General features: G+C 72.3%; 25 protein-coding genes. 12 read left to right on the forward strand and 13 right to left on the reverse strand.

Going from position 1 to position 24,649, the window contains the following annotated elements:
* From AB0M46_RS18550 to AB0M46_RS18560, 3 genes are all read right to left on the reverse strand, one after another.
* On the reverse strand, positions 1-1,011 hold a 1,011-nt coding region (locus AB0M46_RS18550; protein ID WP_363337433.1), incomplete at its 3' end, for a glycosyltransferase.
* The gene (locus tag AB0M46_RS18555) at positions 902-1,693 is read right to left on the reverse strand and encodes a phosphatase PAP2 family protein (RefSeq protein WP_363337435.1); all 792 of its coding nucleotides are present in this window, start codon (positions 1,691-1,693) and stop codon (positions 902-904) included. The genes AB0M46_RS18550 and AB0M46_RS18555, both read right to left, overlap by 110 nt.
* Positions 1,686-2,372: a response regulator transcription factor gene (locus tag AB0M46_RS18560; protein ID WP_363337436.1), complete on the reverse strand. Its 687-nt coding sequence runs from the start codon at positions 2,370-2,372 to the stop codon at positions 1,686-1,688. Before AB0M46_RS18560 ends, AB0M46_RS18555 begins: the two co-directional genes overlap by 8 nt.
* A gap of 172 nt (positions 2,373-2,544) precedes the next feature.
* On the opposite strand from AB0M46_RS18560, the gene AB0M46_RS18565 reads away from it, so the two are divergent.
* On the forward strand, positions 2,545-3,111 hold the full coding sequence (locus AB0M46_RS18565) for a VTT domain-containing protein (protein WP_363337580.1): 567 nt from the start codon (positions 2,545-2,547) through the stop codon (positions 3,109-3,111).
* Positions 3,112-3,135: 24 nt separating this feature from the next.
* On the forward strand, positions 3,136-4,038 hold the full coding sequence (locus AB0M46_RS18570; RefSeq protein ID WP_363337438.1) for an undecaprenyl-diphosphate phosphatase: 903 nt from the start codon (positions 3,136-3,138) through the stop codon (positions 4,036-4,038).
* Positions 4,039-4,116: 78 nt separating this feature from the next.
* Here AB0M46_RS18570 and AB0M46_RS18575 read toward each other — a convergent pair whose 3' ends face one another.
* Together AB0M46_RS18575 and AB0M46_RS18580 are read right to left on the reverse strand one after the other, a co-directional pair.
* Positions 4,117-5,334, reverse strand: a complete 1,218-nt coding sequence (locus AB0M46_RS18575) for a HAMP domain-containing sensor histidine kinase (protein ID WP_363337581.1) — start codon at positions 5,332-5,334, stop codon at positions 4,117-4,119.
* Entirely contained in the window at positions 5,334-5,981 is a 648-nt protein-coding gene (locus tag AB0M46_RS18580) for a response regulator transcription factor (RefSeq protein WP_363337439.1), read from the reverse strand. Before AB0M46_RS18580 ends, AB0M46_RS18575 begins: the two co-directional genes overlap by 1 nt.
* Positions 5,982-6,069: 88 nt before the next feature.
* Between AB0M46_RS18580 and AB0M46_RS18585 the strand changes: the two genes are divergently transcribed.
* The 4 genes from AB0M46_RS18585 to AB0M46_RS18600 are packed head-to-tail and all read left to right on the forward strand — an operon-like array spanning position 6,070 to position 9,696.
* Complete coding sequence (locus AB0M46_RS18585; protein ID WP_363337440.1) at positions 6,070-6,768, forward strand: hypothetical protein; 699 nt, start codon at positions 6,070-6,072, stop codon at positions 6,766-6,768.
* The gene (locus AB0M46_RS18590; RefSeq protein WP_363337441.1) at positions 6,765-7,832 is read left to right on the forward strand and encodes a peptidoglycan-binding protein; all 1,068 of its coding nucleotides are present in this window, start codon (positions 6,765-6,767) and stop codon (positions 7,830-7,832) included. The genes AB0M46_RS18585 and AB0M46_RS18590 overlap by 4 nt, the downstream gene beginning before the upstream one ends.
* Positions 7,829-8,509, forward strand: coding sequence for an ABC transporter ATP-binding protein (locus AB0M46_RS18595; RefSeq protein ID WP_363337443.1), 681 nt, complete (start codon positions 7,829-7,831; stop codon positions 8,507-8,509). Before AB0M46_RS18590 ends, AB0M46_RS18595 begins: the two co-directional genes overlap by 4 nt.
* A complete protein-coding gene (locus AB0M46_RS18600) occupies positions 8,506-9,696 on the forward strand; it encodes an FtsX-like permease family protein (RefSeq protein ID WP_363337445.1) in 1,191 nt (396 codons plus the stop codon). The genes AB0M46_RS18595 and AB0M46_RS18600 overlap by 4 nt, the downstream gene beginning before the upstream one ends.
* Before the next feature lie 136 nt (positions 9,697-9,832).
* Here AB0M46_RS18600 and AB0M46_RS18605 read toward each other — a convergent pair whose 3' ends face one another.
* Positions 9,833-10,483, reverse strand: coding sequence for a hypothetical protein (locus AB0M46_RS18605; RefSeq protein ID WP_363337446.1), 651 nt, complete (start codon positions 10,481-10,483; stop codon positions 9,833-9,835).
* 237 nt (positions 10,484-10,720) lie between these two features.
* On the reverse strand, positions 10,721-10,921 hold the full coding sequence (locus AB0M46_RS18610; protein ID WP_363337447.1) for a hypothetical protein: 201 nt from the start codon (positions 10,919-10,921) through the stop codon (positions 10,721-10,723).
* 202 nt (positions 10,922-11,123) lie between these two features.
* On the opposite strand from AB0M46_RS18610, the gene AB0M46_RS18615 reads away from it, so the two are divergent.
* Together AB0M46_RS18615 and AB0M46_RS18620 are read left to right on the forward strand one after the other, a co-directional pair.
* A complete protein-coding gene (locus AB0M46_RS18615) occupies positions 11,124-12,068 on the forward strand; it encodes a helix-turn-helix domain-containing protein (protein ID WP_363337449.1) in 945 nt (314 codons plus the stop codon).
* On the forward strand, positions 12,026-15,562 hold the full coding sequence (locus AB0M46_RS18620) for a hypothetical protein (RefSeq protein ID WP_363337452.1): 3,537 nt from the start codon (positions 12,026-12,028) through the stop codon (positions 15,560-15,562). Before AB0M46_RS18615 ends, AB0M46_RS18620 begins: the two co-directional genes overlap by 43 nt.
* A gap of 235 nt (positions 15,563-15,797) precedes the next feature.
* Here the strand turns inward: AB0M46_RS18620 and AB0M46_RS18625 are convergent, their stop codons facing one another.
* Together AB0M46_RS18625 and AB0M46_RS18630 are read right to left on the reverse strand one after the other, a co-directional pair.
* On the reverse strand, positions 15,798-16,292 hold the full coding sequence (locus AB0M46_RS18625) for a hypothetical protein (RefSeq protein ID WP_363337454.1): 495 nt from the start codon (positions 16,290-16,292) through the stop codon (positions 15,798-15,800).
* 85 nt (positions 16,293-16,377) lie between these two features.
* A complete protein-coding gene (locus AB0M46_RS18630; protein ID WP_363337456.1) occupies positions 16,378-17,166 on the reverse strand; it encodes an SDR family oxidoreductase in 789 nt (262 codons plus the stop codon).
* On the opposite strand from AB0M46_RS18630, the gene AB0M46_RS18635 reads away from it, so the two are divergent.
* Positions 17,159-17,713, forward strand: coding sequence for a MarR family winged helix-turn-helix transcriptional regulator (locus AB0M46_RS18635; RefSeq protein ID WP_363337458.1), 555 nt, complete (start codon positions 17,159-17,161; stop codon positions 17,711-17,713). The two genes, AB0M46_RS18630 and AB0M46_RS18635, sit on opposite strands and share 8 nt — an antisense overlap.
* Positions 17,714-17,761: 48 nt before the next feature.
* Here AB0M46_RS18635 and AB0M46_RS18640 read toward each other — a convergent pair whose 3' ends face one another.
* A complete protein-coding gene (locus AB0M46_RS18640) occupies positions 17,762-18,565 on the reverse strand; it encodes an SDR family oxidoreductase (protein WP_363337460.1) in 804 nt (267 codons plus the stop codon).
* 379 nt (positions 18,566-18,944) lie between these two features.
* Positions 18,945-20,174 (reverse strand): MFS transporter, encoded by a 1,230-nt coding sequence (locus AB0M46_RS18645; protein WP_363337461.1) that lies wholly within the window; start codon positions 20,172-20,174, stop codon positions 18,945-18,947.
* Between the two features lie 168 nt (positions 20,175-20,342).
* Here AB0M46_RS18645 and AB0M46_RS18650 point away from each other — a divergent pair, with 168 nt between their 5' ends.
* The 3 genes from AB0M46_RS18650 to tpx all read left to right on the forward strand — a co-directional run bounded on the left by AB0M46_RS18650 (position 20,343) and on the right by tpx (position 22,469).
* Positions 20,343-20,840 (forward strand): MarR family transcriptional regulator, encoded by a 498-nt coding sequence (locus AB0M46_RS18650; protein ID WP_363337463.1) that lies wholly within the window; start codon positions 20,343-20,345, stop codon positions 20,838-20,840.
* Positions 20,841-20,968: 128 nt separating this feature from the next.
* Positions 20,969-21,904 carry a dTDP-4-dehydrorhamnose reductase gene (gene rfbD / locus AB0M46_RS18655; RefSeq protein ID WP_363337465.1) on the forward strand — a complete coding sequence of 312 codons (936 nt, stop codon included), beginning with the start codon at positions 20,969-20,971 and terminating at the stop codon, positions 21,902-21,904.
* 40 nt (positions 21,905-21,944) lie between these two features.
* A complete protein-coding gene (gene tpx, locus AB0M46_RS18660) occupies positions 21,945-22,469 on the forward strand; it encodes a thiol peroxidase (RefSeq protein ID WP_363337467.1) in 525 nt (174 codons plus the stop codon).
* A 56-nt stretch (positions 22,470-22,525) separates the two neighbouring features.
* Here the strand turns inward: tpx and AB0M46_RS18665 are convergent, their stop codons facing one another.
* Together AB0M46_RS18665 and AB0M46_RS18670 are read right to left on the reverse strand one after the other, a co-directional pair.
* A complete protein-coding gene (locus tag AB0M46_RS18665; protein WP_363337469.1) occupies positions 22,526-24,454 on the reverse strand; it encodes an acyltransferase in 1,929 nt (642 codons plus the stop codon).
* A gap of 13 nt (positions 24,455-24,467) precedes the next feature.
* Positions 24,468-24,647: a hypothetical protein gene (locus AB0M46_RS18670; protein ID WP_363337471.1), complete on the reverse strand. Its 180-nt coding sequence runs from the start codon at positions 24,645-24,647 to the stop codon at positions 24,468-24,470.
* Positions 24,648-24,649 lie beyond the last annotated feature (2 nt).

Below are 24,649 nucleotides of genomic sequence, written 5' to 3' on the forward strand. Positions count from 1 at the left end.
GTCGGCCAGGACCGACTCGGGCGGCACCGGCGACGGCGTGAACGCGGGCCGGCCGGCCAGGGCCGCCCGCAGCCCGGCGGCGAGGTCCGCGCGGCGCCGCAGCCAGGGCACCCAGCCGATGCGGTCCAGCACCTCCGCGTTGGCGGCGCCGTGGCCGGGCAGGCAGCGGTACGTCACCACCGGCACTCCCGCGGCGAGCGCCTCCAGCGACGACAGCCCGCCCGCGTTCTGCACCACCACCCGGCAGGACCGCATGAGGGCCGGCATGTCGTCGACCCAGCCGAGGGCGACGACCCGGCCGGAGCGGTCCAGCCGCCGCCGCAGCGCGTCGTTGCGGCCGCAGGCCACCACCGGCACGGCCAGGCCGGTCGCGGCGATGTCCAGCGCGGCCCGCTCGACCTGGCCGATCCCCCAGGCGCCGGCGACGACGAGCGCCGTCGGGTCGCCGGCCGGCGGCGGTGCCGGCTCGGTGAACTCGGGCCGGACGGCGGGCGCGACCACCCGCACGTCGGGCGCGCCCAGCGCCTTGGCCTGCCGGGCCGTGTCGTCGTGCAGGGCCAGGTGGACGTCCACCCCGCCGGCGACCCAGGCCGGGTGCACGGACAGGTCGGTGAGGTATGTGACGGCGGGCGCCGCCAGCCGCCCTTGCCGCCGCAGCCGGCCCAGCACCTGGCTCGCGAGGGGGTACGTCGAGACGACCAGCGCCGCGTCGCCGACCGCGGCGAGGGTGGCCTCATCGGCGCCCGCGGTGAGCGCCGCGGCCCGGCGGCTCAGGCGGTCGGAGCCGGCGGCCGCGAGCAGCCAGCCCCAGGTCCGCGGGGCGACGAGGAGCTGCCGCCGGTACAGTCCGCGCAACAGCGCCCCGGCGCGGCGGGGCAGCAGGTCGACGAGGTCGTGGCGCTCAACGGCGTGGCCCTGCGCCCGCAGCCGCCGGGCCAGCTCCGCCGCCGCGCCGTCGTGACCGGCGCCGAAACTGCCGGAGACGACGGCCACCGATGATCGTGGCTGCACGCGCACCTCCCCTGCCGGGCCGGCGGTCGCCGGGTTGCCGGGGATACTGGGCGGCCCAACCTGAAGAAACGCTGAACGGGCCGCAGCTCAGCCGGGCCGCGCCGAGCACGGCGGCCGCGAGGAGCCAGCCGCCGACGACGTCGCTCGGCCAGTGCGCGAGCAGCGCGACCCGGCTCACGCCGACGAGGGCGGCCCACCCGCCGACGACGGCGGCCAGCGCGATGCGGGACCGGCGACCGGGCAGCAGCGCCCAGCCGAGCACAATGATGATGCCGGCCGCGACGGCCGACGACGTGGTGTGGCCGGACGGGTAGGAGAAGCCGCCGACGGTGGTGAGCCGGTCGAGGGGCCGGGGCCGGTGCACGGCGTACAGCACCGCGAGGCGGATGGCGGTCGCGGCCGCCGCGGTGCCGGCCAGGAAGGCGGCGCCCGCCCAGTGCCGCCGGGCCAGCAGGGCGAGCAGCGCCACGAGGGCGAGCGTCAACAGGACCGCGGTGTCACCCGTGTGGGTGATGGCCGACATGACCGCCCGCCAGGCGGGGTGGGCGAGCGCGAGCCGGCGGGCCGCGTCGCTCACCGCCGCGTCGAGGCGCAGCAGCGGCGCGAACCGCAGGGCGACGAGGGCGGTCAGGCCGGCGAAGAGCGCCGCGGGGACGGCGGGAGCGAGGCGGCGGTCAGCCACCGTCCGGGTCCAGGCGGTAGCCGACGCCGCGGACGGTCCGGATCGCCGAGCGGCCGTACGGGTGGTCGATCTTCTTGCGCAGGTAGCCGACGTACACCTCGACGATGTTCGGGTCGCCGTCGAAGTTGGCGTCCCACACGTTCTCGAGGACGGCCGTCTTGGCCACCACGTCGCCGGGCCGGCGCATCAGGAACTCCAGCAGCGCGAACTCGCGCGGGGTGACGGTGATCTCGTCCTCGCCGCGGCTCACCCGCCGCCGCGCCGGGTCGAGGTGCAGGTCACCGGCGACGAGCACGACGGGGCGTTGCGGCGCGCCTCTGCGGATCAGCGCCCGGAGCCGGGCGACGAGCACCACGAACGAGAACGGCTTGGTCAAGTAGTCGTCGGCGCCGAGGTCGAGCGCGTCGGCCTGGTCGTAGTCGCCGTCTTTCGCGGTCAGCATGAGCACCGGCGTCCACACCTCCTGCCGGCGCATCCGGCGGCAGACCTCGTAGCCGCTCAGGCCGGGCAGCATGATGTCGAGCACCACCGCGTCGTAGGCGCCGTGCGGCTGCTCGGTGGCCGCCCACAGCCCGTCCACGCCGGTGGACATGACGTCGGTGGTGAACCCTTCGGCGCTCAGGCCGTCGCGGATCGTCTCCGCGAGCCCCACCTCGTCCTCGACCAGCAGCAGTCGCATCGAGCCCTTCCCATCGGTCGCCGCAGCGCCATCAGCATACCCCTACAACATGTAGGAGCTATTCGCCGGATTCTCAGGTTCGGCGAAGTACCTTCACCGGCCTCTCGACCCTGGCAGCGAGGAGCGGCCCGTGAAGTTCCTGGACCCCGAATGGCTCATCTCGACGTTCGGCATGATCGGCATCCTCGCGATCGTCTTCGCCGAGTCCGGCCTGCTCATCGGCTTCTTCCTGCCCGGCGACTCGCTGCTGTTCACCACCGGGCTGCTCGTCGCCGGCGGCCGGTACCTGCACCTGCCGCTCTGGCTGGTGATCGCGCTCATCGTGGCCGCGGCGCTCGCCGGTGACCAGGTCGGCTACGTGTTCGGACGGCGGGTCGGCCCGGCACTGTTCCGCCGCCCCGACTCGCGGCTGTTCAAGCAGGAGAACCTGGTCCGCGCCCAGGAGTTCTTCGCACGCTACGGCGCACGCTCCATCGTGCTGGCCCGCTTCGTGCCGATCGTGCGCACCTTCACCCCGATCGTGGCCGGCGCCTCCCGCATGCACTACCGCGCCTTCACGCTCTACAACGTCATCGGCGGCGCGCTGTGGGGCACCGGGGTCACGCTGCTCGGGTACTACCTCGGGCAGATCGACTTCGTGAAGTCCAACATCGAGCTCATCCTCGTCGGCATCGTCGCGCTGTCGGTGGTACCGATCGCGGTGGAGCTGCTGCGCGCGCGGGCCCGCGCCCGTTCATGAATTTCTCAGCAACCACCCGCCAGGATGCCCGCCGTGAACCACCCGACCTACCCGGAGGCGATCGTCGTCGGCCTCCTGCAGGGCGTCACCGAACTGTTCCCGGTGTCCAGCCTGGGCCACAGCGTGCTGCTGCCCGCGCTGATCGGCGGCCGCTGGGCCCGTGACCTGGACGTGTCCGCGCCGGAGTCGCCGTACCTGGCCTTCGTCGTCGGGCTGCACGTGGCCACCGCGCTGGCCCTGCTGCTGTTCTTCTGGCGCGACTGGCTGCGGATCATCACCGGATTCGGCACCTCGGTGTGGTACCGCCGGATCAGGACCCCGGACGAGCGCCTGGCCTGGATGATCATCCTGGCAACGATCCCCGTCGGGATCACCGGCCTGCTGCTGGAACACACGTTCCGCACCGTGCTCGGCCGCCCCGTGCCCGCCGCGATCTTCCTCACCGTCAACGGCCTGCTGTTGTACGGGGCCGAACGACTCCGCCGGCGGGCGGCGGCCGCGGCGCAGACCTCATGGGCAGAAGCCACCGGGTCGGACCGGCGCATCGCCGCCGGCACCCTCGGCGGGGCGACACTCGTCGGCTCGGCGCAGGTGCTCGCCCTGCTGCCCGGCATCAGCCGCTCCGGCGTCACCCTCGGCGCCGGCCTGCTCAAGGGCCTGTCCCACGAGGACGGGGCCCGGTTCTCGTTCCTGCTCGCCACGCCCGTCATCCTCGCCGCGGGGGTGCTGAAGGTCCCGGACCTGTTCGGCCCGCTCGGCGACGGCATCCGGGGCCAGGTGCTGGCCGGCAGCCTGGCATCCGGCGTTGCGGCCTACTGCTCCGTGCGGTTCCTCACGCGGTACTTCGAGACCCGCACGCTGACCCCGTTCGCCGTCTACTGCGTCGCGGCCGGCATCGCCGCCCTCGTCTGGCTCGGCGTGGCCTGACGCATCAGCCCCACGGCAGGGTGACGGTCACCCGCAAGTCGCCGCCGTCGACCGAGGCGACGCTGGCCTGACCCCGCATCAGCCCCGCGGCAGGGTGACCCTCACCCGCAGGCCGCCGCCGTCGCGGGGCTCGGCGTGGACCGTGCCGCCGTGCAGCTGGGCGATCGAGGCGACGATGGCCAGGCCCAGGCCGAAGCCGTCGCCACCGGTGCGCTCGTGCAGCCGCCGGAACGGCTGGAACAGCGCGCCGATCGCCTCCGGGGGCACCGCCGGGCCGCGGTTGGCGACCTCGAGCCACGCGTGGCCGTCCACAGTGGACGTGGTGAGCCACAGCTCGCCGCCGGGCTCGTTGTACCGCACCGCGTTGTCGACCAGGTTGGCGGCGAGCCGCTCGAGCAGGATCGGGTCGCCCACGGTCGGCGCCGGTTCGAGGGACAGGTGGGCCCGGCGGTCGCGCAGGTCGGTGCCGTCCAGGACGTCCTCGGCCACCGTGGCGAGGTCGGCCGGCTCGGCGGTGGTGAGCCCGCCGTCGTTGCGGGCGAGGGTGAGCAGGGCCTCGATGAGGGCCTCGGCGCGCTCGACCGCGGCCCGCACGTCGCGGGCCATGCCGACCAGCTCGGCCTCGGTCGCGCGCGGCTTGGCCAGCACGACGTCCACGCTCGTGCGCATGACGGTGAGCGGGGTGCGCAGCTCGTGGCTGGCGTTGGCGATGAACCGGCGCTGGCCCTCGAACGAGCGCCGCAGCCGCTCCAGCATGGTGTCGAAGGTGTCGGCCAGCTCGCGCAGCTCGTCGCGGGGACCGCCGAGCGCGACCCGGGCCGACAGGTTGTGTTCCGACGCCGCCCGGGCGGCGACGGTGAGCCGCTGCACCGGGCGCAGGACGCGGCCGGCGACGAACCAGCCCGCGACGGCGGCCAGCAGCGTGGCGGCGGCGAGGCTCAGCCCGGACTGCCACAGCAGCGACGCGAGCGTGGCGTCGCGCTGGGTCTGGGCGCCGACGATGATCCCCTCGTTGTACGCCTTCAGGCACTTGGTCCGCAGCGCCGGGTCGACGTCCTGGCTGCCGTTGAGCACCGACTTGCACGCCTCCAGGAACTCCGGCGGCGGCACGCCGTCCTTACCGTCCTTGGCCGGGGCGACGAGCTGTTCGTGCTTGGCCGCCTTCAGGTCGGACACGCGCGGCAGGTTGGCCGCGAGCAGCCCGTAGGTGATCACGATGAGGGCGGCGCCACAGAGCAGGAACAGCAGCGTGTACAGCAGCGTCAGCCGGACCCGGACGGTGAGCCGCGGGCGCATCACAGGCGGTACCCCTTGCCCACGACGGTCTCGATGAGCGGCGGCGCGCCGAGCTTGCGCCGCAGCCGGGTCAGGGTGACCGAGACGATGTTGCTGAACGGGTCGGCGTGGGCGTCCCAGACGTGCTCGAGCAGCTCCTCGGCGCTCACCACCGCCCCGTCGGCGGCGGCGAGCATCTCCAGGACGCCGAACTCCTTGCGGGTCAGCGACAGCGGCCGCCCGGCCCGGCTGGCCCGGTGCCGGGCCCGGTCGACGGTCAGGTCGCCGCGGCGCACCACCGGCGGGGCCGACGGGGCCCGGCGGGCCAGTGCCCGTACCCGCGCGATCAGCTCGGTGAACGCGAACGGCTTGCCCAGGTAGTCGTCGGCGCCCAGTTCGAGGCCGTCGACCCGCTCGTCGACGCCGGCGGCCGCGGTGAGCATGAGGATGCGGGCGCCGTCGGTGGCGGCGAGCGAGCGGCACACCTGGTCGCCGTGGACCACCGGCAGGTCGCGGTCGAGCACCACGACGTCGTAGCCGGCCTGCGCGGCCCGGGCGAGGGCGGCCGCGCCGTCGTGCACCACGTCGACGGCCATGCCGGCGTCGCGCAGCCCCTCACCGATGCGCTCGGCGAGCGTCACGTGATCCTCGACCACCAGCACCCGCATGCCGACCATTGTGCGCCGCCGCGGATGACATCCGTCCTACATGCGCGGTAGCGCCCGTGTCACGGCTGCCGGCGTACACCTGATGGCCATGCGTATCCGACTGCTCGCCGCCGCCGCGTGCACCGTGGCGGCGCTGACCGCGTGCTCCTCCGGGGGCCAGTCGCCGGGCGTGCCGAGCCTCGGCGGGACCGGCCCGTCGGCGCACCCCAGCGCCGGCGGCTGCATGAGCGCCGCCGACGGGCTCAGCCTGATGACCGACGGCAAGGACGGCGCCCGCCAGGGCACCAATGAGGGGCCCGGGTACCAGCCGACGTGCGCCGGGGCGACCGGCGACGCCCGCCGCAACGCGCTGCACGCCGCGGCGGAGTGCATCCGCCAGCACGGCATCCCGACGTACAAGGACCCGGTCCTCACCGGCGACGGGCACGTCTACACCGACGCGCGCAGCCTGCACGACGCCGAGGAGAACACCGTCAAGGCGGCGGCGCAGGCATGCACCGCGCAGATCCGGGCGGCCGACCTGGTGCCGGACGGGCAGGCCCCGGCCCCGCCGAAGCTGGTCCAGGCCGGGGTGAAGTCGGCGCAGTGCATGCGGTCCAACGGCCTGCCCAGCTACCGCGACCCGAACGCCAACCAGCTCTTCACCCCGGGCCACGGCTTCGGCCTGAACCCCGAGGACCTGCCCGGCGACAAGACCGACCCGACCGTCAAGCACGCGCTGGAAGCCTGCCGGCAGGTGCTCGACGAAGAGGCGCGCGTCTCCAGCCTGGGAAGCCTGGCGGCATGAGGCGCCGGGCGTTCGTCACGACGGCGGCCGCCGCGGTCGCCGCCACCGCCGCCGGAGGGTGGTTCGTGTGGCGGTACCCCGGCGGGGCCGCACCCGCGATCGCGGAGGTGCCCACCACGACGGCCAAGGTGACCCGCACCGACCTGTCCACCAGCACCATGGTGTCGGGCGCGCTGGGGTACCGCGGCGCCTACGACATCATCCCGCAGGGCCCCGGCGGCACGCTCACCGCGCTGCCGCAGCCCGGGCTGGTGGTGAACCGCAACGAGACCGTGTACGAGATCGACAACCGGCCGGTCCGGCTCTTCTACGCCGACCGGCCCGCCTTCCGCCCCTTCGCCGCCGGGATGACGGCCGGCCTCGACGTGCGGGCGCTGCAGGACAATCTCAAGGCCCTCGGCCACTTCACCGCCGCGCCGGGCACCACGTTCACGAGCGCCACCGCGACCGCCGTCCGCCGCTGGCAGCGGGCCACCGGCCAGGCCGTCACCGGCCGCGTCGAGCTGGGCGCGGTGACCTTCCAGCCCGGCCCGATCCGGATCAACACCGTCACCGCGAAGCTGGGCGCCGCGGCGCACGGCGGGGAGCCGCTGCTCACCGCCACCTCGACCACGGCCGTCGTGACGATCAGCGTGCCGACCGGACAGACCTACCTGGTCCACCCGGGCGATGCCGTGACGGTCACGCTGCCCGACCGGCGCCGGGTGCCGGGCCGGGTGGCGTACCTGTCCCCCGTCGCCGAGCAGCCGCAGCAGCAGGACAACGGGCGCGGCGCGCAGGTGCTGGTCCCCGGCATCGTCACGCTGGACAACCCCGACGTCGGAGGGAACCTCGACCGGGCACCGGTGCAGGTCAGCATCACCGACGCGACCGTCGCCGGCGTGCTCGCGGTGCCGATCACCGCGCTGGTCGCCCTGGCCGGCGGCGGGTACGGCGTCTACAAGCGCTCCGGCGCCGCCCGCACCCTGCTCGGGGTCACGGCGGGGCTGTTCTCCGACACGCTGGTCGAGGTCCGCGGCGAGGGGCTCGCGGAGGGCGACGACGTGGAGGTACCGTCGCCGTGACCGCCGCCCTGGAACTGCACGGCGTCGCCAAGACCTATCGGCCGCCCACCGCGGTCACCGCGCTGTCCGATGTGGACCTCACCGTCCACCGTGGAGAGACCGTGGCCATCACCGGCGCGTCCGGCGCCGGCAAGTCCACCCTGCTGAGCATCCTCGGCACCCTGGAGCGGCCCACCGCCGGCACGGTCCGCATCGCCGGCACCGACACCTCCACCATGTCCGACCCGCAGCTGTCGGCCGTGCGGGCCTGGCACATCGGCTTCGTCTTCCAGCAGTTCTTCCTCCTCGACCACCTCACGGTCCTGGACAACGTGGCGACCGGCCTCATGTATCGGGGGATGCCGGCCGCCACCCGGCGCGAGCACGCGGCCCGCGCCCTGGAGCGGGTCGGCCTCGCCGACCGCCTGCGGCACCGGCCCGCTCAGCTCTCCGGCGGCGAGCGGCAGCGGGCGGCGATCGCCCGCGCGGTCGCCGGCCGCCCCGCCGTGCTGCTCGCCGACGAGCCCACCGGCAACCTCGACACCGCCAACGGCCACCAGATCGTGCGGCTGCTCGCCACGCTGGAGGACACCTCGCTCGTCCTCGTCACCCACAACGCCGAGGTCGCCGCGGCCATGCAGCGCCAGATCCAGCTGCGGGACGGGCGCATCGTGCACGACTCGGGAGCCGCCACATGACCCTGCGCAGCCGCCTGCGACCGGCAGATGCCATGTCCATCGGTACGGTGGGCCTGCGCGCCCGCCGCGTCCGTGCCACCCTGTCGGCGCTGGGTATCGCTATCGCCATCGCCGCGCTGGTCGCCGTCCTCGGCGTCGCCGAGTCCTCCAAGCGCCAGCTGCTCGACGAGCTCGGCCGGCAGGGCAACCTGCTCACTGTCGCCACGGGCCAGACGTTCGACGGCCGCCCCACCCCGCTGCCGACCACCGCCCAGGCGATGATCGCGCGCATCCCGCCGGTCCTGGCCACCACGGCGGTCGGCAACGTCGAGGACGCCACCGTCCGGCGCACCGACCGCATCCCGCCGCAGAACACCAACGGCATCAACGTGCTGGCCGCCCAGCCGTCGCTGCCGGCCACCCTGTCGGCCCGCGTCCTGCGCGGGAGCTATCTCGGGCCGCCGGCCGAGCAGTACCCCGAGACCGTGCTCGGCTACTCCGCCGCGCAGAGCCTCGGCATCGACCGGCTCGACGCGCAGACGCAGGTGTTCATCGCGGGCCGGTACTTCACCGTGATCGGCGTCCTCGACCGGGTGAGCGTCGCCCCGGAGATCGACACCGCCGCGCTGGTCAGCTTCGGCGTCGCCGACCGGCTCTTCGGCCTCGGCGGCGTGCCGACCCGCATCTACCTGCGGGTCGACCCCGACCAGGTGGCCGCCGTGGCCGCGGTCCTCGGCCCGACCGCCTCCCCCGGCAACCCGCGCGACCTGATGGTCCAGCGCCCCTCCGACGTCATCCTGGCCCGCCTGCAGGCCAAGGGCGCCTTCGTCGGCCTGTTCCTGGGCCTGGGCGCCATCGCCCTGCTCGTCGCCGGCGTCGGCATCGCCAACATCATGGTGATCTCGGTCCTGGAACGCCGGGCCGAGATCGGCCTGCGCCGGGCCCTGGGCGCCCGCCGCCGCGACGTGGCCGCCCAGTTCCTGCTCGAGTCCGCGGCCCTGGCCGTCATCGGCGGCGCCGCCGGGATCGGCCTGGGCTGCCTGGCCACGGCGGTCGCGGCGAGGCTGGCCGGCAACCCGCTCGCGATCCCGGCCGAGGCCCCGCTCGCCGGCCTGGCCGCGGCCCTGCTGGTCGGCGCCCTCGCCGGCCTGTACCCGGCCACCCGAGCGGCCCGCCTACCCCCCGCCGACGCGCTGCGCACGCTGTGACGATACCGGTCGGCGCTTCCACGGCGATGCCGGTCGGCTCGGGACACGGTGACGATGGTCGGTCTCACCGAACGCGGACCTGGCAGCCCTCCGCCGCGCCGCGCAACGGTAGGGCCGCCGCCGATCGTGAGTGCCGTCAGCGGCAGACGTTGCGTAGCGCCGGCATGAGCGAGCGCAGCCGGTCGGCCGCCGTCACCTGGTCGGTGGCGAGCACCCGGACGGCACAGGCGATGTGGCCGGAGCCGAGGATCGCCACGCAGCGGTGGTTGCCGGCGCCCTTGGCGGGACCCTCGCAGAAGCCGAACTCGTCGGCTCCGCCACCCAGGTCGAGGGGGTCGCCGAGCCTGACGGGCGGGAGGCGGACGAGCGGCGGGTCATAGGTCTTGCACGTCAACGCGGCCCGGGCCTGCCGCACCGCGTCCGCGGCGACCGGCCGATCGTAGGCGAGCACGACCTGGTCGAGCACCGGCAGCCCGCCTCGGCCCTGCCAGCCAGCCGCCCGTTCGTCCAGGATCCGCCGATCGGTGGCCAGTTCGGCGCGGCACGCCTGCAGCAGCCGGTAACCGACGACGTCCACACCGCGGCTGCCGAGCGGCTCGGCCGCCCAGTCGTGCGCCGAGACATCGGAGAGCACCGCCCGGTCCAGGGGCGCCTCGTACACCTCCTGGCTGCTGCGGTCCAGCGGCGGCTCGGACGGAGCGGCCGAGCCGCCGCCGGCGTCGCACGCGCCGAGAAGGAGCCCGGCAGCGAGGACGAGCCCCGCCGCCGAGCGCATCAAGCTGTTCACAGCGACTCACCCTATTCCGACGTCGTACGGATGTACGTCGGTGCCGAGGCCTTGGTCGTGGTGGGCATACTTCCCACGGTCCAGGTGACGGTACGCGTCGTCGTGCCGTGCGAGTTGAACCCGTGCGCCCATGGCCGCGGGCCTCATTCACTTCCATATCAGGTGTTCAAGTGTCTTGGCGGTGGTGACTCGGACTGCGCGGAAGAGAGCCGGCACCGATCTGAGCGCGGGCTCGCGTCACTCTTGGTCGTCGACGAGGGTGTTGAGCTTGTCGAGGACCCACAGCGCGGCAATCGCGGTGATGGCGGGTCCGACGCCGGACCCGGTGTGGCCGGGGTAGGCGGCGACAGTCTCCGTGGCCGTGCCGACCGCCGACCCGGTGATCATCGATGCGGTAGTGATCACGACCGTCCGGGTGGTGAGGGGCTTGCGGTTCATGACTTCCTCCTGAGTTGCTCGTTGAGCGGTGTGCCTCCAGGAGACCGGCAGCCGGGCGTTCGGCGACCGAACGGCGAACACCGAACGCACCGGACCGCCGCTGACCTGCGATGATCCGGCCCGACAGGCGTCTAGTGATCGAACGTGGCGAACGGCAGGAGGCGAGTCGATACCCTGCGGGAGTGGACATCGCGGCGGAACGATGAGTGGCGGTCACGGGGCAGTCGGCCGCCATCGCGATCTGCTGGACCTGTTCACCGAACTTCGGGAGCGCGCCGGACGCCCGTCGCTGCGCTCGGTCGCAGCGGCCGCGAGCATATCGGCGAGCTACCTCAGCGAGGTGCTCAACGGCAAGAACATCCCCAGCGTGGCCGTGGCCGCCGCGATCGCCGGAACGCTGGGCGGGACCGCGGCTGAGCAGCGCCGAGCCCGTGAGCACGCCGAGGCCGCCGCGGCGGACCGCGCCCGCACGCTTCGAGACCGCACCGACCACGAACGCGGCAGCGAGGGCAGCCCAGCAGTCGTGCGCAGCGACGAGCCGGCCTGGTGGGTGCGGTCCGGATACGTCGAGCAGGTGCGGGACATCGCGCCCGGAGGCGGGCGGCCCGGCGCGTTGAAGGACCGTGACCGCGAGCTCGCAGCGCTGGCCGACTTTTGTGCGGGCGACGAGCCGTATCTGTGGTGGCTGGCGGGGCCATGGGCGGGTAAGACCGCGCTGATGTCGACGTTCGTGCTCAACCCACCAGCGGGCGTGGAGGTCGTCGCCTTCTTCGTCACCGCCCGACTCGTGGCGCAAGCCGACAGTACGGCGTTCACGGACGCGCTCCTCGACCAGCTGTCGGCCGTCATCGGCGAGACCCTGCCGGGCACGCTGACCACGCCGGTATCCCGCGACGTCCACCGCCGGGCGCTCCTGCGCGCCGCCGCCGAGCAGGTGAACGCAGCCGGGCGGCGGCTCCTGCTGGTCGTGGACGGGCTCGACGAGGATCGGGGCGGCCGGGCCGGCTCCGGGCTGCCCAGCATTGCCTCGCTGCTGCCGAAGGTTCCCGACAAGAGCCTGCGCATCGTGGTCACCGGCCGGCCGAACCCCGCCTGCCCGATGACGTGCCCCGCGACCATCCGCTGCGAGGCACCACCCGGCCGCTAAGCCGGTCGCCACACGCACGCGAGATCCGCGACCGGGCGACGCGCGAGCTCGACGAGTTGCTGCACGGCGACGACAACCAACGGGAGGTGCTCGGCTTCGTGACCGCCTCCGGCGGCGGCCTCACCCTCGACGAGCTAGAGGAACACACCGGCATACCCCGCTATGCGCTCGAGCACATGCTGGCCAGCGGATTCGGACGCACCATCGCCGACCGGCTCGACCACGGCAGCCCACAGACACACCGTTTGTGGCTGTTCACCCACGAGAGCCTCGCCGCCATCGCGGTCGAGCGGCTCGGCGCGACTCTGCGCGGCTACCACGACCGCCTACACGCCTGGGCCGACATGTACCGCGTGCAGGGCTGGCCACCGGCGACGCCGCAGTACCTCCTGCGTGGCTACGTCGAACTCCTGCAGGCCCAGTGCAACGGTCAGCAACTTACGGCCCTGGCTGTCGACCCGGCGCGGCACCGCCGACTGTTGGACTTTACTGGCAGCGACTCGGCGGCCCTGGCCGAGATCGGGGCTGCCCAGACGCTCGTACTCAACGAGCCCGAGCCCGACCTACGGGCCCTGCTGCGGCTGTCGATCTGCCGTGATGAGCTGACCCAGCGCAACAGCAACCTGCCGGCGGAGCTGCCGGCGGTGTGGGTGTCCGCCGACCAGCCGGTTCGCGCCGTGTCGCTCGCCCGCAGCATCACCGACATCGGCCGCCGCGGGGCCGCCCTGGGCGCTGTCGTCGTGGAGCTCGGCGCAGCCGGCCACTTCGACATCGCCGAGCAGACCGTCGGGCTGATCGGCGCCGCCGCCCTACGTGAGCCGGCTCTGGCCGCCTTGGCCGAGGCCGCCGCAGCGGCCGGCGACCTGGTCCGCGCCGAGCGGCTGGCCCGCTTGATCGCCCACGATGGCCGGCGCTGGGACGCGCTGGTCGCGGTGGCCCGGGTGGCCGTGTCTGCCGCCGAACTGGATCGCGCCGACGAGGCCGCCGACTCCAGTCCGAATGCTGATCTGCGGGCCCGTGTGCTGGCCGAGGCAGCCCTGAGGCTCGCCTGCGCCGGCGCCCTCAGCCGGGCCAAGGCCGTTGCGATGGCGGCCGAGGCGATCGCTGCTCCGATCGCCGACGCAGGCGTCCGGGGCGAGATCCTGGCCGCGGTGGTGACCGGCCTGGCCGCGGTCCAAGAGGTCGATCACGCCGAACACCTGGCGCACGCGATCACCGTGCCGAGCCTACGGGCAGCCGCGCTGACCGCGGTGATCCGGTCGGCCGTTGCCGCCGGGCAGGTCGATCGCGCCCGAATCATCGCCGGCACGATCACGCATCCGAACTGGCACAATCAGGCGCTGAGCGCTATCGCCGAGGTCCTCGCCACCATCGACGTCACAGCGGCCAACCGGGTCGCGGACACGTTCGGGGGCGACGGAGTGCGAGACCGTGTGTGGAGTGCACTCGCGGCCGACAATTCCGAGCGGGCCCGTGAGTTCGCGCGGACCGTGGCCTGGCCCGCCCGCCAGGACCGTACCCTGCTCGCGGTGGCCGCTGAGATGATCGAGGCCGGCGACCCGTATGGCGCCGTACAGGTCGCGCAGACGGCCGGCCGCAGCAGCTTGCAGGATCAGACGATTGTCGCGGCGGCTGTACGACTGGCTGTCACCGGCGACCTCGCTGGCGCCAATCTCGTCATGCTCGCCGTCGATGCCCAACGGACCCAAAACCTGACCGCCATGGTGGCTGAGGCACTGGCATCGGCAGGCGACGCCATCGGCGCCGAGCGGATGGCGCGGACCGTGACCGATGCTCGCGCCCGAACCCACGCATTGATCGTCGTCGCCCGCGCAGTAGCCAGGCTTGGCCACCACGAACGTGCCGGCGCCATCCTGCAGTCGGTCGAGGAGACGGCCCGCTCCACCGTCGACCCCGACCGGCAGGCGCGAATGCTCGCGACCGCGGCCAAGGCGGTTGCCGTGGCCAGAAACTTCCTGTGGGCCGAGCGCATCGCCCGCCGCGCCGAGTCACCGAAGCTGCGCGACCTCGGCCTGACGATGGTGGCCGACGAGATGGCCCGAGCGGGCGCAGTCGAGGATGCAGTACGCCTCGCCCACCGGTCTGAGGCGGACACGCAACACAAAATTATGGCCACAGTGTCGGAGGCGCTCGCTGCTGCCGGCCACCCCGGCCGCGCCATGCTGGTCGCCCGCAGGATCAACGACCGCGGCACCCGCATGCGGACCTGGGCGTCGGTCGCCGTCCGCACCGCCGCTCGCGGCGACTTCGAACTGGCCACGCAGGCCGCCCGCGAAATCCTCGACCAGAAGGTCATGCGGTGGGCGCTCAACGAGGTGGATAAGGTGCGGTTCAGGGCACGCACCCCGATCCGCAACCTCCGGATCGCCCGCCTCGACGTGCAGCCGACCGACGCGGCCCGGCTGGTCCGATCCGTCGTCAACCCGGCCCGCGACGCTGAAGATTTCGTGGGCATCGCCGAAGTAGCCAACCCGGCGCAGGCCGTACCGTACTTGGCCGCGGCGCTTGCGGTGGGACCGTGGTGGACACCCCTCCCACGCCTGGCTCAAATTCGGCCGGACGTCGTGCTCGACATCCTCGCCGAACATCTAGCGGTTGATCTGGGGTTTCCCACCGTGGCGGCTCTGCCAGAGCGTGATCGACTCGGCCAGGGCCTCGATGACGGCCGAGACAGGCCGGAGGATAACGCAGTTGCTGTGGGCAGGGAACGACGCCGCGATGACCAATTGCATGACCGTGGAGTCAACGGCGACGGATATGCCGCCGACCGGCTGGCCGACATGCTGGTCGAGCAGGGCCGCATCGAGGAAGCGCTGAACGTACTGCGCGACCTCGCCGCCACCGGCGACAAATACGCTGCCCTTCGGCTGGCCGACGTACTGGCTGAGCAGGGCCGCATCGAGGAGGCGCAGAACGTACTGCGCGACCGCGCCGCCACCGGCGACAGGTTCGCCGCGGACCGGCTGGCCGACATGCTGGCCCAGCAGGGCCGCATTGACGAATTGCACGACCTCGCCGCTACCGGCGACGGATACGCCGCCGGCCGGCTGGCCGACATGCTGGTCGAGCAGGGCCGCATCGAGGAAGCCCTGAACGTACTGCACGACCTCGCCGCCACCGGCGACGGATACGCCGCCGGCCGGCTGGCCGACATGCTGGTCGAGCAGGGCCGCATCGAGGAAGCGCTGCAAGTAGTGCGTAACCGCGCCGCCGCGGGTGACGGGCATGCCACCGGCCGGCTGGCCGACATGCTGGTCGAGCAGGGCCGCATCGAGGAAGCGCTGAACGTACTGCGCGACCTCGCCGCCACCGGCGACGGGTATGCCGCCCTTCGGCTAGCCGACATACTGGCGGAGCTGGGCCGCATCGATGAACTTGGGGACAAGGTGGCGACCGGCACGATATACGCTGCGGAACGCCGTCGCCGTCGTCTTGAGAGCGAGCTTGATCAGCCCGGCTCACCGTCCTGGTGACCAACGTCTACCTGTTGCTTCCCAACCCAGATTCCTGTTTTTGCTGGTGGAGTGCACGCTCCCGCCGGTGTGCACGATGTGCCAGCCGCTGTTCTGCGGCGCATCGTGCACAACCGCGGGCATGCCTCCGTGAACTCGCTCAGTCACTGCCCATCCAGTGTCAGGTACACACCTGTCTGGCCTTCGACGCGCGCTCACCAGCGAGCTGCAACACTCGATCAGCGGTCGCGGACGGTCAGTCCCCGGACCATCCCCAGAAGTAGATCTCGGTCGGCGTACCGGTGTCATCGTGCAGGACTGCGCAACGTCCGAACCAGCGGTGCTTGGCCAGATCGTCGATCGCCTCCAGGTGGTCGCGAGTGAGCTTGTCGACGCCGGCCCGGTCGAGCGCCTCCGCGGCGGTCACCGGGGCGACCGTTGCGTACTCGGGCTCGCCGTGCTCGGCGGAAAGCCGGTCGAAGTCGAACGGGAAGGTCACGGCCACATCGAGCCAGCCGAACTTTTGCGGCTCACCTTCGGGCAGCACTCGCTGCATGTCGAGGATCGAGTGAGTGCCCGACTCCTGGACGCGCTCGTCGGCGAAAAGTTCGTCGATGCTCTCGGGGCGATCCGGATAGTCACGTGCGGCCTTACCCCATTCGCCCGGAACAGCCCACCAGTAGTCGCCCTCGGTGAGGACCTTCGCCTGCAGCGCCGAGAAGGCCGCCTCAAGGTCGGGCTGATACTCCACGAAGTAGGTCCACCAAGACGCACCCATGGTCGGTACTGTAGGCGCTGGCCCGGCAACGTGAAACGCACCTCATCGACGGCCATCCTCATCTTGTGGTGTGGGCGCCTCCATTGACGTGCACCGTCTGTCCCGTGATGTGGCGAGCGCCGTCGGACGCCAGGAAGTAGGCAGTTTCGGCGATGTCCGTGGGCTGGCCCGCTCGTTTGTTGTGGGTCGCGTTGATCAGCGCGGTCCGCCGCTGCTCGCTGAGCTTTCCCCGGAAGAAGTCCGTTTCGCCGATGTAGCCGGGAGCGATCAGGTTGGCGGTGAGTCCCCTGGTGCCGGCTGTCGACGACAGCCCCGCGGTCCATGCGGCCAGGGCGGCCTTCGCTGCACCGTAGGAGGTGGAGGCGTACTCGGCGCCGATGGAACCGATGTTGATGATCGAGCCGCCTGGCCGGAGTTTGTCGAGTACGGCCGTCGTGGTGAGCACCGCACTGAGTAGGTTGGCGTCGAGGTTCGCCCGCCACGCGGCCGCCACTTGGTCCAGGTCCGTGCCGTGCGGGTCAGGCTGGTCGAAGTCCGTGTTGCCGCCCGCCACGTTGACCACGACGTCGAGGTCTGCGCCCAGTTCGTCGGCCATCCGGGCTACTTGCCGCGCATCCGTGGCGTCGCACGGGATCGCCCGTGCGCCGATCTCGGTCGCCGTGCCGGCGAGCCGGTCGACGTTGCGTCCCACGATGATCACCGCGTCGCCGCCCGATCGGAACCGTGCGGCCACGGCCTTGCCGAGCCCGTACCCGCCGCCGGTAACAAGCACGATACGACTCACTGCTACCCCTTCCCCTGCTACGTTTAGCTCTAAACGTAGCAGGGAGATGCTCGCGATGACCAACAACCTCGATGCCGACGACTACCCGCTGGGGCCGCCCTCGGCATGGCCCGCCGCCGACATCGCCGAGTCCTGGCAACGAGAACTGCCCGGCGTACGAACCGACTCCATCGAGATCATCACGCCCGTCTGGCGGCTCGCGAAAATCCTCGCCGACGACCGGCGACGCACCCTGGCCAGGCTCGGCGTCGACCCGTCCACCCTCGATCTGCTCAGCGTCATCCGGCGATCCGGTCCGCCCTACGAGCTCACCACCCGCGAGATCACTCGCCGGACACTCATCACACCCGGCGCGGTCTCGCAGCGCGTTGCCCGCGCCGAGCAGGCCGGACTGGTCCAACGATCACCGTCGTCCCGATCGCGTCGAGCGGTTTCGGTCGTACTGACTGAGGCCGGTCATCGCCTCATCGAAAGTACCGTGCGCCAGCTTCTGGAACATGAGGCCGACCTTGTCGACTCGCTCACCCCAGCCCAGCGCACCACCCTCGTCGGACTGCTCGCCAAACTCGAACGGACCCTCGTCACGCCGCCCGATCAGCCGCAGGAATGAGCGGCAGTGGCTGGTCCCACGCAGAGCGTATGTGCGTAACGGCTACGCCTACGGCAGGATGGCGTCGATGTAGCCGCCGTCCACGCGTACCGCGCCGCCGGTCGTCGCCGACGCCAGTGGGGAGCTGAGGTACACCACGAGGTTGGCGATCTCCGCCGGCTCGATCAGCCGCTGCAGCAGCGACTGCGGCCGGTGCCGCTTCATGAACTCGCGCTGCGCCTCGTCCCAGGGTAGATCGCGGTCGACCAGCTGGTAGACGAAGTCCTCCACGCCGGCAGTGTGGGTCGGGCCGGCGAGCACCGAGTTGACTGTCACGCCGGAGCCCGCGGCCCCCTTGGCGAAGCCGCGCGACACAGCCAGCAGCGCCGTCTTGGACATGCCGTAGTGGATCATCTCAGTGGGGATGACGACCGCGGAGTCGCTCGCGATGTACTGCACCCGGCCCCAGCCGCGCCGCATCATCCCCGGGAGGTACGCGCGGGTGAGCCGGATTCCAGTGAGGACATTGGTGTCGAAGTACCGCCGCCACTCCTCATCGCTGATCTCCAGCGCCGGACGCGGGCCGAAGATCCCCAGGTTGTTCACCAGGATGTCCACGTCGGGCAGCAGTTCGAGCACCCGGCGCACGCCGTTGTCGGTCGTGACGTCCGCGTCCACCGCCACCAGATCGCCGGCCGGATCGTCCCCGAGCGCCGCGGCCAGGTTGGCGACGGCGGACGAGACGGACTTCGCAGAGCGGCCGTTGACGCCGACCCGGGCGCCGGCCGCCGCGAGGTGCCGCGCGATCGCCTCGCCGATGCCCTGGGTCGAGCCGGTCACGAGCGCGGTTCGGCCCGAGAGGTCAATCTTCACGCTCCCATGGTTCCACCGCGCTGTCGTGGGCGACCGGCCTTCGCGGGATGAAGGCCCGGCCGGTCGCGGGTCGCCTCCCCCGGGGTGACAGCCAGCGCAGCTCACGCTCCTGGTAGACGGCGTCGGCTCAGCGGGCCGCCCGGCTGTGGGCGCCGCGCCCGGCGACATCCTCAAGATCCCGCCCCTGGCCGGGCACAGAAGCGTCCACAACAGACACTTACGGGCAGCGCCCGCAGGCTTCCTGTTCCGCCATCGGGCCGTGGCCGCCCGAGAGGAAGATCGCGTCGTACGCGGTGGCGTCGACGTCTGCGAGGACCAGCGGGTGGGCGAGCTAGTCGCGGAAGTCGGCGGCGGGTTCCTCCTCAGGGTCTTGTGCGGTTCAGGCGGTGGTGCCGGCGTGGACGGCGGCGGTCGCCGGTTGGGTCTGTTCGGGCGAACGGCCCCGTGTGGCGTGCCCGGTGGCGGCGAGCAGGACGAGCAGCCCGAGGAAGCTGAGCGCCGCTCCGGCCCACAGCGTCGAGGTGTACCCGAGTCCGGCGGCGATGGTGGCGCCGCCGACCCAGGCGCCGAGCGCGTTGCCGACGTTGAAGGCGGCGATGTTGGCTCCCGAGGCCAGGGTCGGTGCCTGCCCCGCGTAGTGCATGATCCGCATTTGCAGGCCGGGTACGGTGGCGAAGCCGAATGCGCCCATGAGCGCGAGCGAGACGATGGTCAGTGCCTGGTTGGACGCGGTGAGCGCGAAGAGGACCAGGACGGCGGTGAGCGCGGCGAGCACAACCATGAGCGTCTTGGTCACTGACCGGTCAGCGGCCTTGCCGCCCACGCTGTTGCCGATGAACAGGCCGCCACCGAAGAGGATCAGCAGCCACGGCACGGTGCCGGCGGCGAATCCGCTGACCTTGGTGAGCGTGTAGGCGATGTAGGTGAACGCGCCGAACATGCCGCCGAAGCCGAGGATGGTGATCAGCAATGAGCACCAGACCTGCGGGTGCGCGAAGGCCCGGATCTCGTGGCGCAGGCTCACCGGTGCGGTGGCGGTGCTCGTGCGGCCCGGGACGAGGGTAGCCATGCCGATCAGGGCGACGACGCCGATGCCGGTGATGGCCCAGAAGGTGGAGCGCCAGCCGAGTTGCTGGCCCAGGAATGTGCCGAACGGGACACCGAGCACGTTGGCGGCGGTCAGACCGGTGAACATCATGGCGATGGCGGCGGCTCGTCGAGCCGGGGCAACGAGACCGGCGGCGACGACGGCGCCGATGCCGAAGAACGCCCCGTGGGAGAGGGCGGCGACGACGCGTCCGGCCAACATCACCGAGTAGGTGCCGGCCAGCGCGGAGGTCAGGTTCCCGGCGATGAACAGCACCATCAGGCCGGTGAGCACGTGTTTGCGGTCGAACCGCGTGACCGCGGCGGTCAGGCCGATCGCGCCGGCGGAGACCGCCAGGGCGTAGCCGGAGATCAGCCAGCCGGCGGCGGACTCGGTGACCCCGAAGTCGGTCGCGACTTCGGGGAGAAGACCCATGATCACAAACTCGGTGAGGCCGATGCCGAAGCCTCCGATGGCCAGGGCGAGAAGGCCCAGGGGCAGGCGCTGCGTCGTAGCAGACATGATGGTTCTCCAGGTAGGAGTACATGTGGCGCGCTTGCAACTATCTGCGCGTGCAACTTGATACTTGCACGCGCCTTATATCGGCGCAAGCGTGCTGCGGCCCACAAGCCAAGCGTCTGCAACTATCGGCGTGCGCGCCTATCATTGCGGTGGACTCAGGAGGGTGACATGGGCATCGGCGACGACGCGGTCGAGATCCGCGCCCAGGGCTGGCGGACCCTCGCCGCGCTGCACGGCCTCATCGACGCAGCGCTGGAGAAGGCGTTGCAAACCGAGCACCACCTGTCCGTCGTGGAATACACGGTGCTCGACGCCCTCTCCCGCCAGGACGGCTGGCACATGCGCATGCAGCAGCTGGCCCGGGCGGCCGCGCTGTCCAGCAGCGCCACCACCCGCCTGGTCAACCGGCTGGAAGAGCGCAGACTGCTCACCCGCGTGCTGTGCCAGGACGACCGCCGCGGCATCTACACCGAGCTCACCGCCAGCGGCCGAGCCCTGTTCGAAACCGCCCGCCCGACCCACGACGAAGTCCTCGCCACGACCCTGGCCGAGGCCGAACAACTGCCCGAACTCGGGCCGCTGGTCGGCGCCCTGCACCGGCTACCCGCCAAGTCCGGGGCCACACCTTCATCGATGTCGGACACCGCGATCGACGCTCTGAGGTGATGACTGCTCAAGGGCATGAACACATCGCTTCTCCGAGCGTGCGGTGCGTCCGCGACGGTCTTCCGCCGCCGCGCGGCCCGTTGCTAGCGTCCGGCCATGCCGCACTCACACCGCCCCGGAGGTACGCCGTGACGCACCGCAGACGCTGGGCCGTAACCGGTGCCGCTGGCATGCTCGGCCAATCCCTCGTGGAGGCCCTCAGCGGGCGCACCGACGTGCTGCTGACCGCCCTGGACCGGGCCGCCCTGGACATCACCGACCCGGCCGCCGCACGGGAGGCGCTGCGCGGTCACGACGTGGTGGTGAACGCCGCCGCGTACACCGACGTCGACGGCGCCGAAGCGCACGAGGAGCAGGCGACCGCGGTGAACGGGCACGCCGTCGGCGTCCTCGCGGCGGCGGCCGGTGACGCGGTGCTGCTGCAGGTGTCCACCGACTACGTGTTCGACGGCCGCGCCCGCGAGCCCTATCCCGAGGACGCCGCGACCGCGCCGGTCAACGCCTACGGCCGGGGGAAGCTGGCCGGCGAGCGACTGGTGCCGGCGCACGGCTACGCGGTGCGCACGGCCTGGCTGTACGCCGACCACGGCCGCAACTTCGTCCGCACGATGCTGACGCTGGCCGCGGACCGCCCGCACGTGTCGGTGGTGACCGACCAGCTCGGCCAGCCGACGTCGACGACCGCGCTGGCCCGGCAGCTGGTGCTGCTCGGCATGGCGGCGCTGGACGGCACCGCACCGCCCGGCGTCTACCACGCGACCGCGGCCGGCTCGGCCAGCTGGAACGACCTGGCCGCCGAGGCGTACGCCGCGATCGGGCTCGACCCGGACCGGGTTCGTCCGGCGCGGGCGGCGGACTTCCCGCGGCCGGCGGTGCGCCCGGCGTATTCGGTGCTCGGCCACGACCGGTGGCACCTCGCCGGGCTCGCCCCGCCGCCGTCGTGGCGGGAGCAGCTGCACGAGGAGCTGGCCCGCCCGGGCTTCGCCGAGGTGATCGCCGCGGCCGGTGGCCGGCCGCCCCGGCCCCGCAATACGGGAGGTGCCCGCAGCGCCCCGCGGATCTGAGGATTGCCCCGTCTGGCAACCGACAGAGGGGAAGCCTCCCATGACCATCACCACGGTGCGACGCGGCGGCGTCGTCACCTTCCGCGGCAATCCGGTCACCCTCCTCGGCGAGGAGGTGCAGCCCGGCACGCCCGCCCCCGGGTTCACCGTGATCGGCGCCGACATGGCCCCGCACGGCCCGGACGAGAACGCCGGCCGGGTGCGGCTCATCTCATCCGTGCCGTCGCTGGACACCGACGTCTGCGACAGCCAGACCCGCCGCTTCCACGAGGAACTGGCCGGCCTGGACGGGGTGTCGGTGTGGACCGTCTCGGTGGACCTGCCGATGGCCCAGCGGCGCTGGTGCGCGACGTCCGGCCTGACCGGCGCGCAGACGTTCTCCGACCACCGGGACCTGTCGTTCGGGCTGGCCTACGGCGTGGTCGTCGAGGAGCTGCGGATGCTGGCCCGGGCGGTCTTCGTGATCGGCCGGGACAACCAGGTCACGTACGCGCAGTACGTGCCGGAGGTCGGCGAGCACCCGGACTACGCGGCCGCGGTCGCCGCCGTGCGCGCCGCGTTGTAGGCATCCGAAAACGGCCGCTGCGGTGCACCGCCGCGGCCGTTTCGTGGTTGTCGGGATCAGTGCGCGGCGGCCACCCGCCGGCGCAGTTCCTCCAGTACCGTGCCGTCGGCCAGCGCGAGCGGATCGGTCTCCAGTAGCCGGCGGACGAGGTGCAGCTGCTCCTCGGCCGCGGCCCCGGCGCCCGCCGCGATCCCGGCGATTTCCGCGGTGAGCCGCCCGAACTCGGCGCCGGCCTCCTCGGCGATCCGCTCGACCGTGCCGACCAGCCCGGCCACCGACAGGAACAGCTCGTCCATCCGGTCCACCGCGGCCGGCACCGTGCAGGTGCTCAGCCCCGCGTCGGTGACGTGCCGCTCGTACAGCGGCGGCCTGACCTCGGTGACCACCACGGAATCGGTGTGTAGCAGGCGCTCCACCTCGGCTGCGTCGGCGAGACCGTGCGCCGCCTCCGCCACCGCGCTGTACGCGGTGTAGAGCTCCCACAGCGCGGCCAGGTCGGTGGAGCCGGTCGCCCAGCGCCGCCGGGTCTCCCCGGTGAGCGGCCGTCCGGTCAGGTAGCGGCCGGTAGCCCGCTCCAGGTCGAGCAGGTTGGTCTGGATCGCGTCGCGCTGGGCGAGCATCGCGGCCACCTCGCCGGCGAGCGGGCCGGTCACCGCCGGTTTTGCCCGCGCCGGTGCGGCCACCGCCGCTACCGGGCGGCGCGCCGCCTCCCGTGACACAGTTCCGCGGGCCAGCAGGAACCGCTCGCCCAGAGCCGCGGCCGGCCGCTCGATGACGTAGTAGCTGATCGTGGCGAACAGCACGGCACCGATCACGGTGACGGTTTCCAGCTCTACGAAGCCAGCCACGCCGTACAGCTCGCGCAGCGGGCGGGTGTGCCCGGTCACGACGTTGCCGGCCTGCAACCAGAAGTGCATGACGGCGAAGTGCCACAGGTAGATGCCGTAGGACACCTTGCCGACGAACGCGAGCGGAGGCGCGCCGAGGACCGCGCTCACGACGGTGTGCCGGGCGCCGGGGGCAACCAGCGGCAGCGAGGCGAACAACCCGAAGAGCGCCACCATCACGTACGTGACGAGCAGCCCGCTGGTGGAGTAGATGGCGTCCATGCCGATCACGCTGAACGGCCGCACGCAGTTGACCAGGTAGACCACGAAGGCAAGGCCCCAGAACAGCATCGGCCGGCTGGCGGCGGCGCGCAGCAGCCGCGGGGTGTCGGCGGGCGAGACCTGACTCAACGCGATCAGGACCGCGAGCGCCAGGCCGATGCCGATCGTCGGCGCGAAGCCCTGCGGCCACCAGAACACCATCCGGTTGTCCCAGCCGTTCGCCTTGACCAGCAGCAGCCAGGCCACGCCGGCGGCGACCAGCAGCGGCACCGGCAGCAGCAGCCGCCGGGCCCGCGCCGCCGGGGTGGTGCCGCGGGCCGCGAACCGGTGCCCGGCCCACCAGATCAGCGGCAGCAACAGGTACCACTGCACCATGCTCGGCACGGTCCAGCTGATCTCCAGACCGTTGATGAAGTTCGGCTTCAGCGGCGTCGGGGAGTAGATCTGCAGCAGCAGCAACGGGCGCAGCACGTACCAGATGCCGGTGATCTGATCGCGATTGAGCGCCACCAGCGCGATGAGCACCATCGCGTAGTAGCCGGGCAGCAGCCGCAGCAGGCGCCGGGCCAGGCCGCCGGCCTGCCGCGGGCGCGGCGTGCCGGCGATCGTGGCGCGGGCCAGCGGCAGGTAGAGGAACATCGCCGGCAGGACGAAGAACACCCCGATGAACGAGGGCATCCCGCTGACGAAGAAGGAGCCGAGCCAGTTGCTCGGCGGCCGGGGCTCCCCGAACGCGCGGGTGCCCATGAGCCCGGAGAACATCGCCACGTGTACGGTCAGCAGCGCGAGCGCGGCCACGCCCCGGATCCCGTCGATCGCCGGCGAACGGCTCCCGGCTCGCGCCACTGCCCGGCCGGGCATCGTGTCCACAGTCATCGCTCTCCGCCGCTCAGACGATGACGGCCTTGAGGAACTCCACGGACGCCTTGAACTGCGGCGATTCGATCGCGCGCACCACCTTCTTGACGTCGGGCACGCGGTCGAGCAGCAGGGACCGCAGCGCGCGCAGCTCCTCGGAGTTGATGGACAGCGTCTTGGTGCCGTCCGGGTTGTCGGTCACTTGGGGCATCG

This window comes from Dactylosporangium sp. NPDC051485 (assembly GCF_040682015.1).
Classification (GTDB): Bacteria; Actinomycetota; Actinomycetes; order Mycobacteriales; family Micromonosporaceae; genus Dactylosporangium.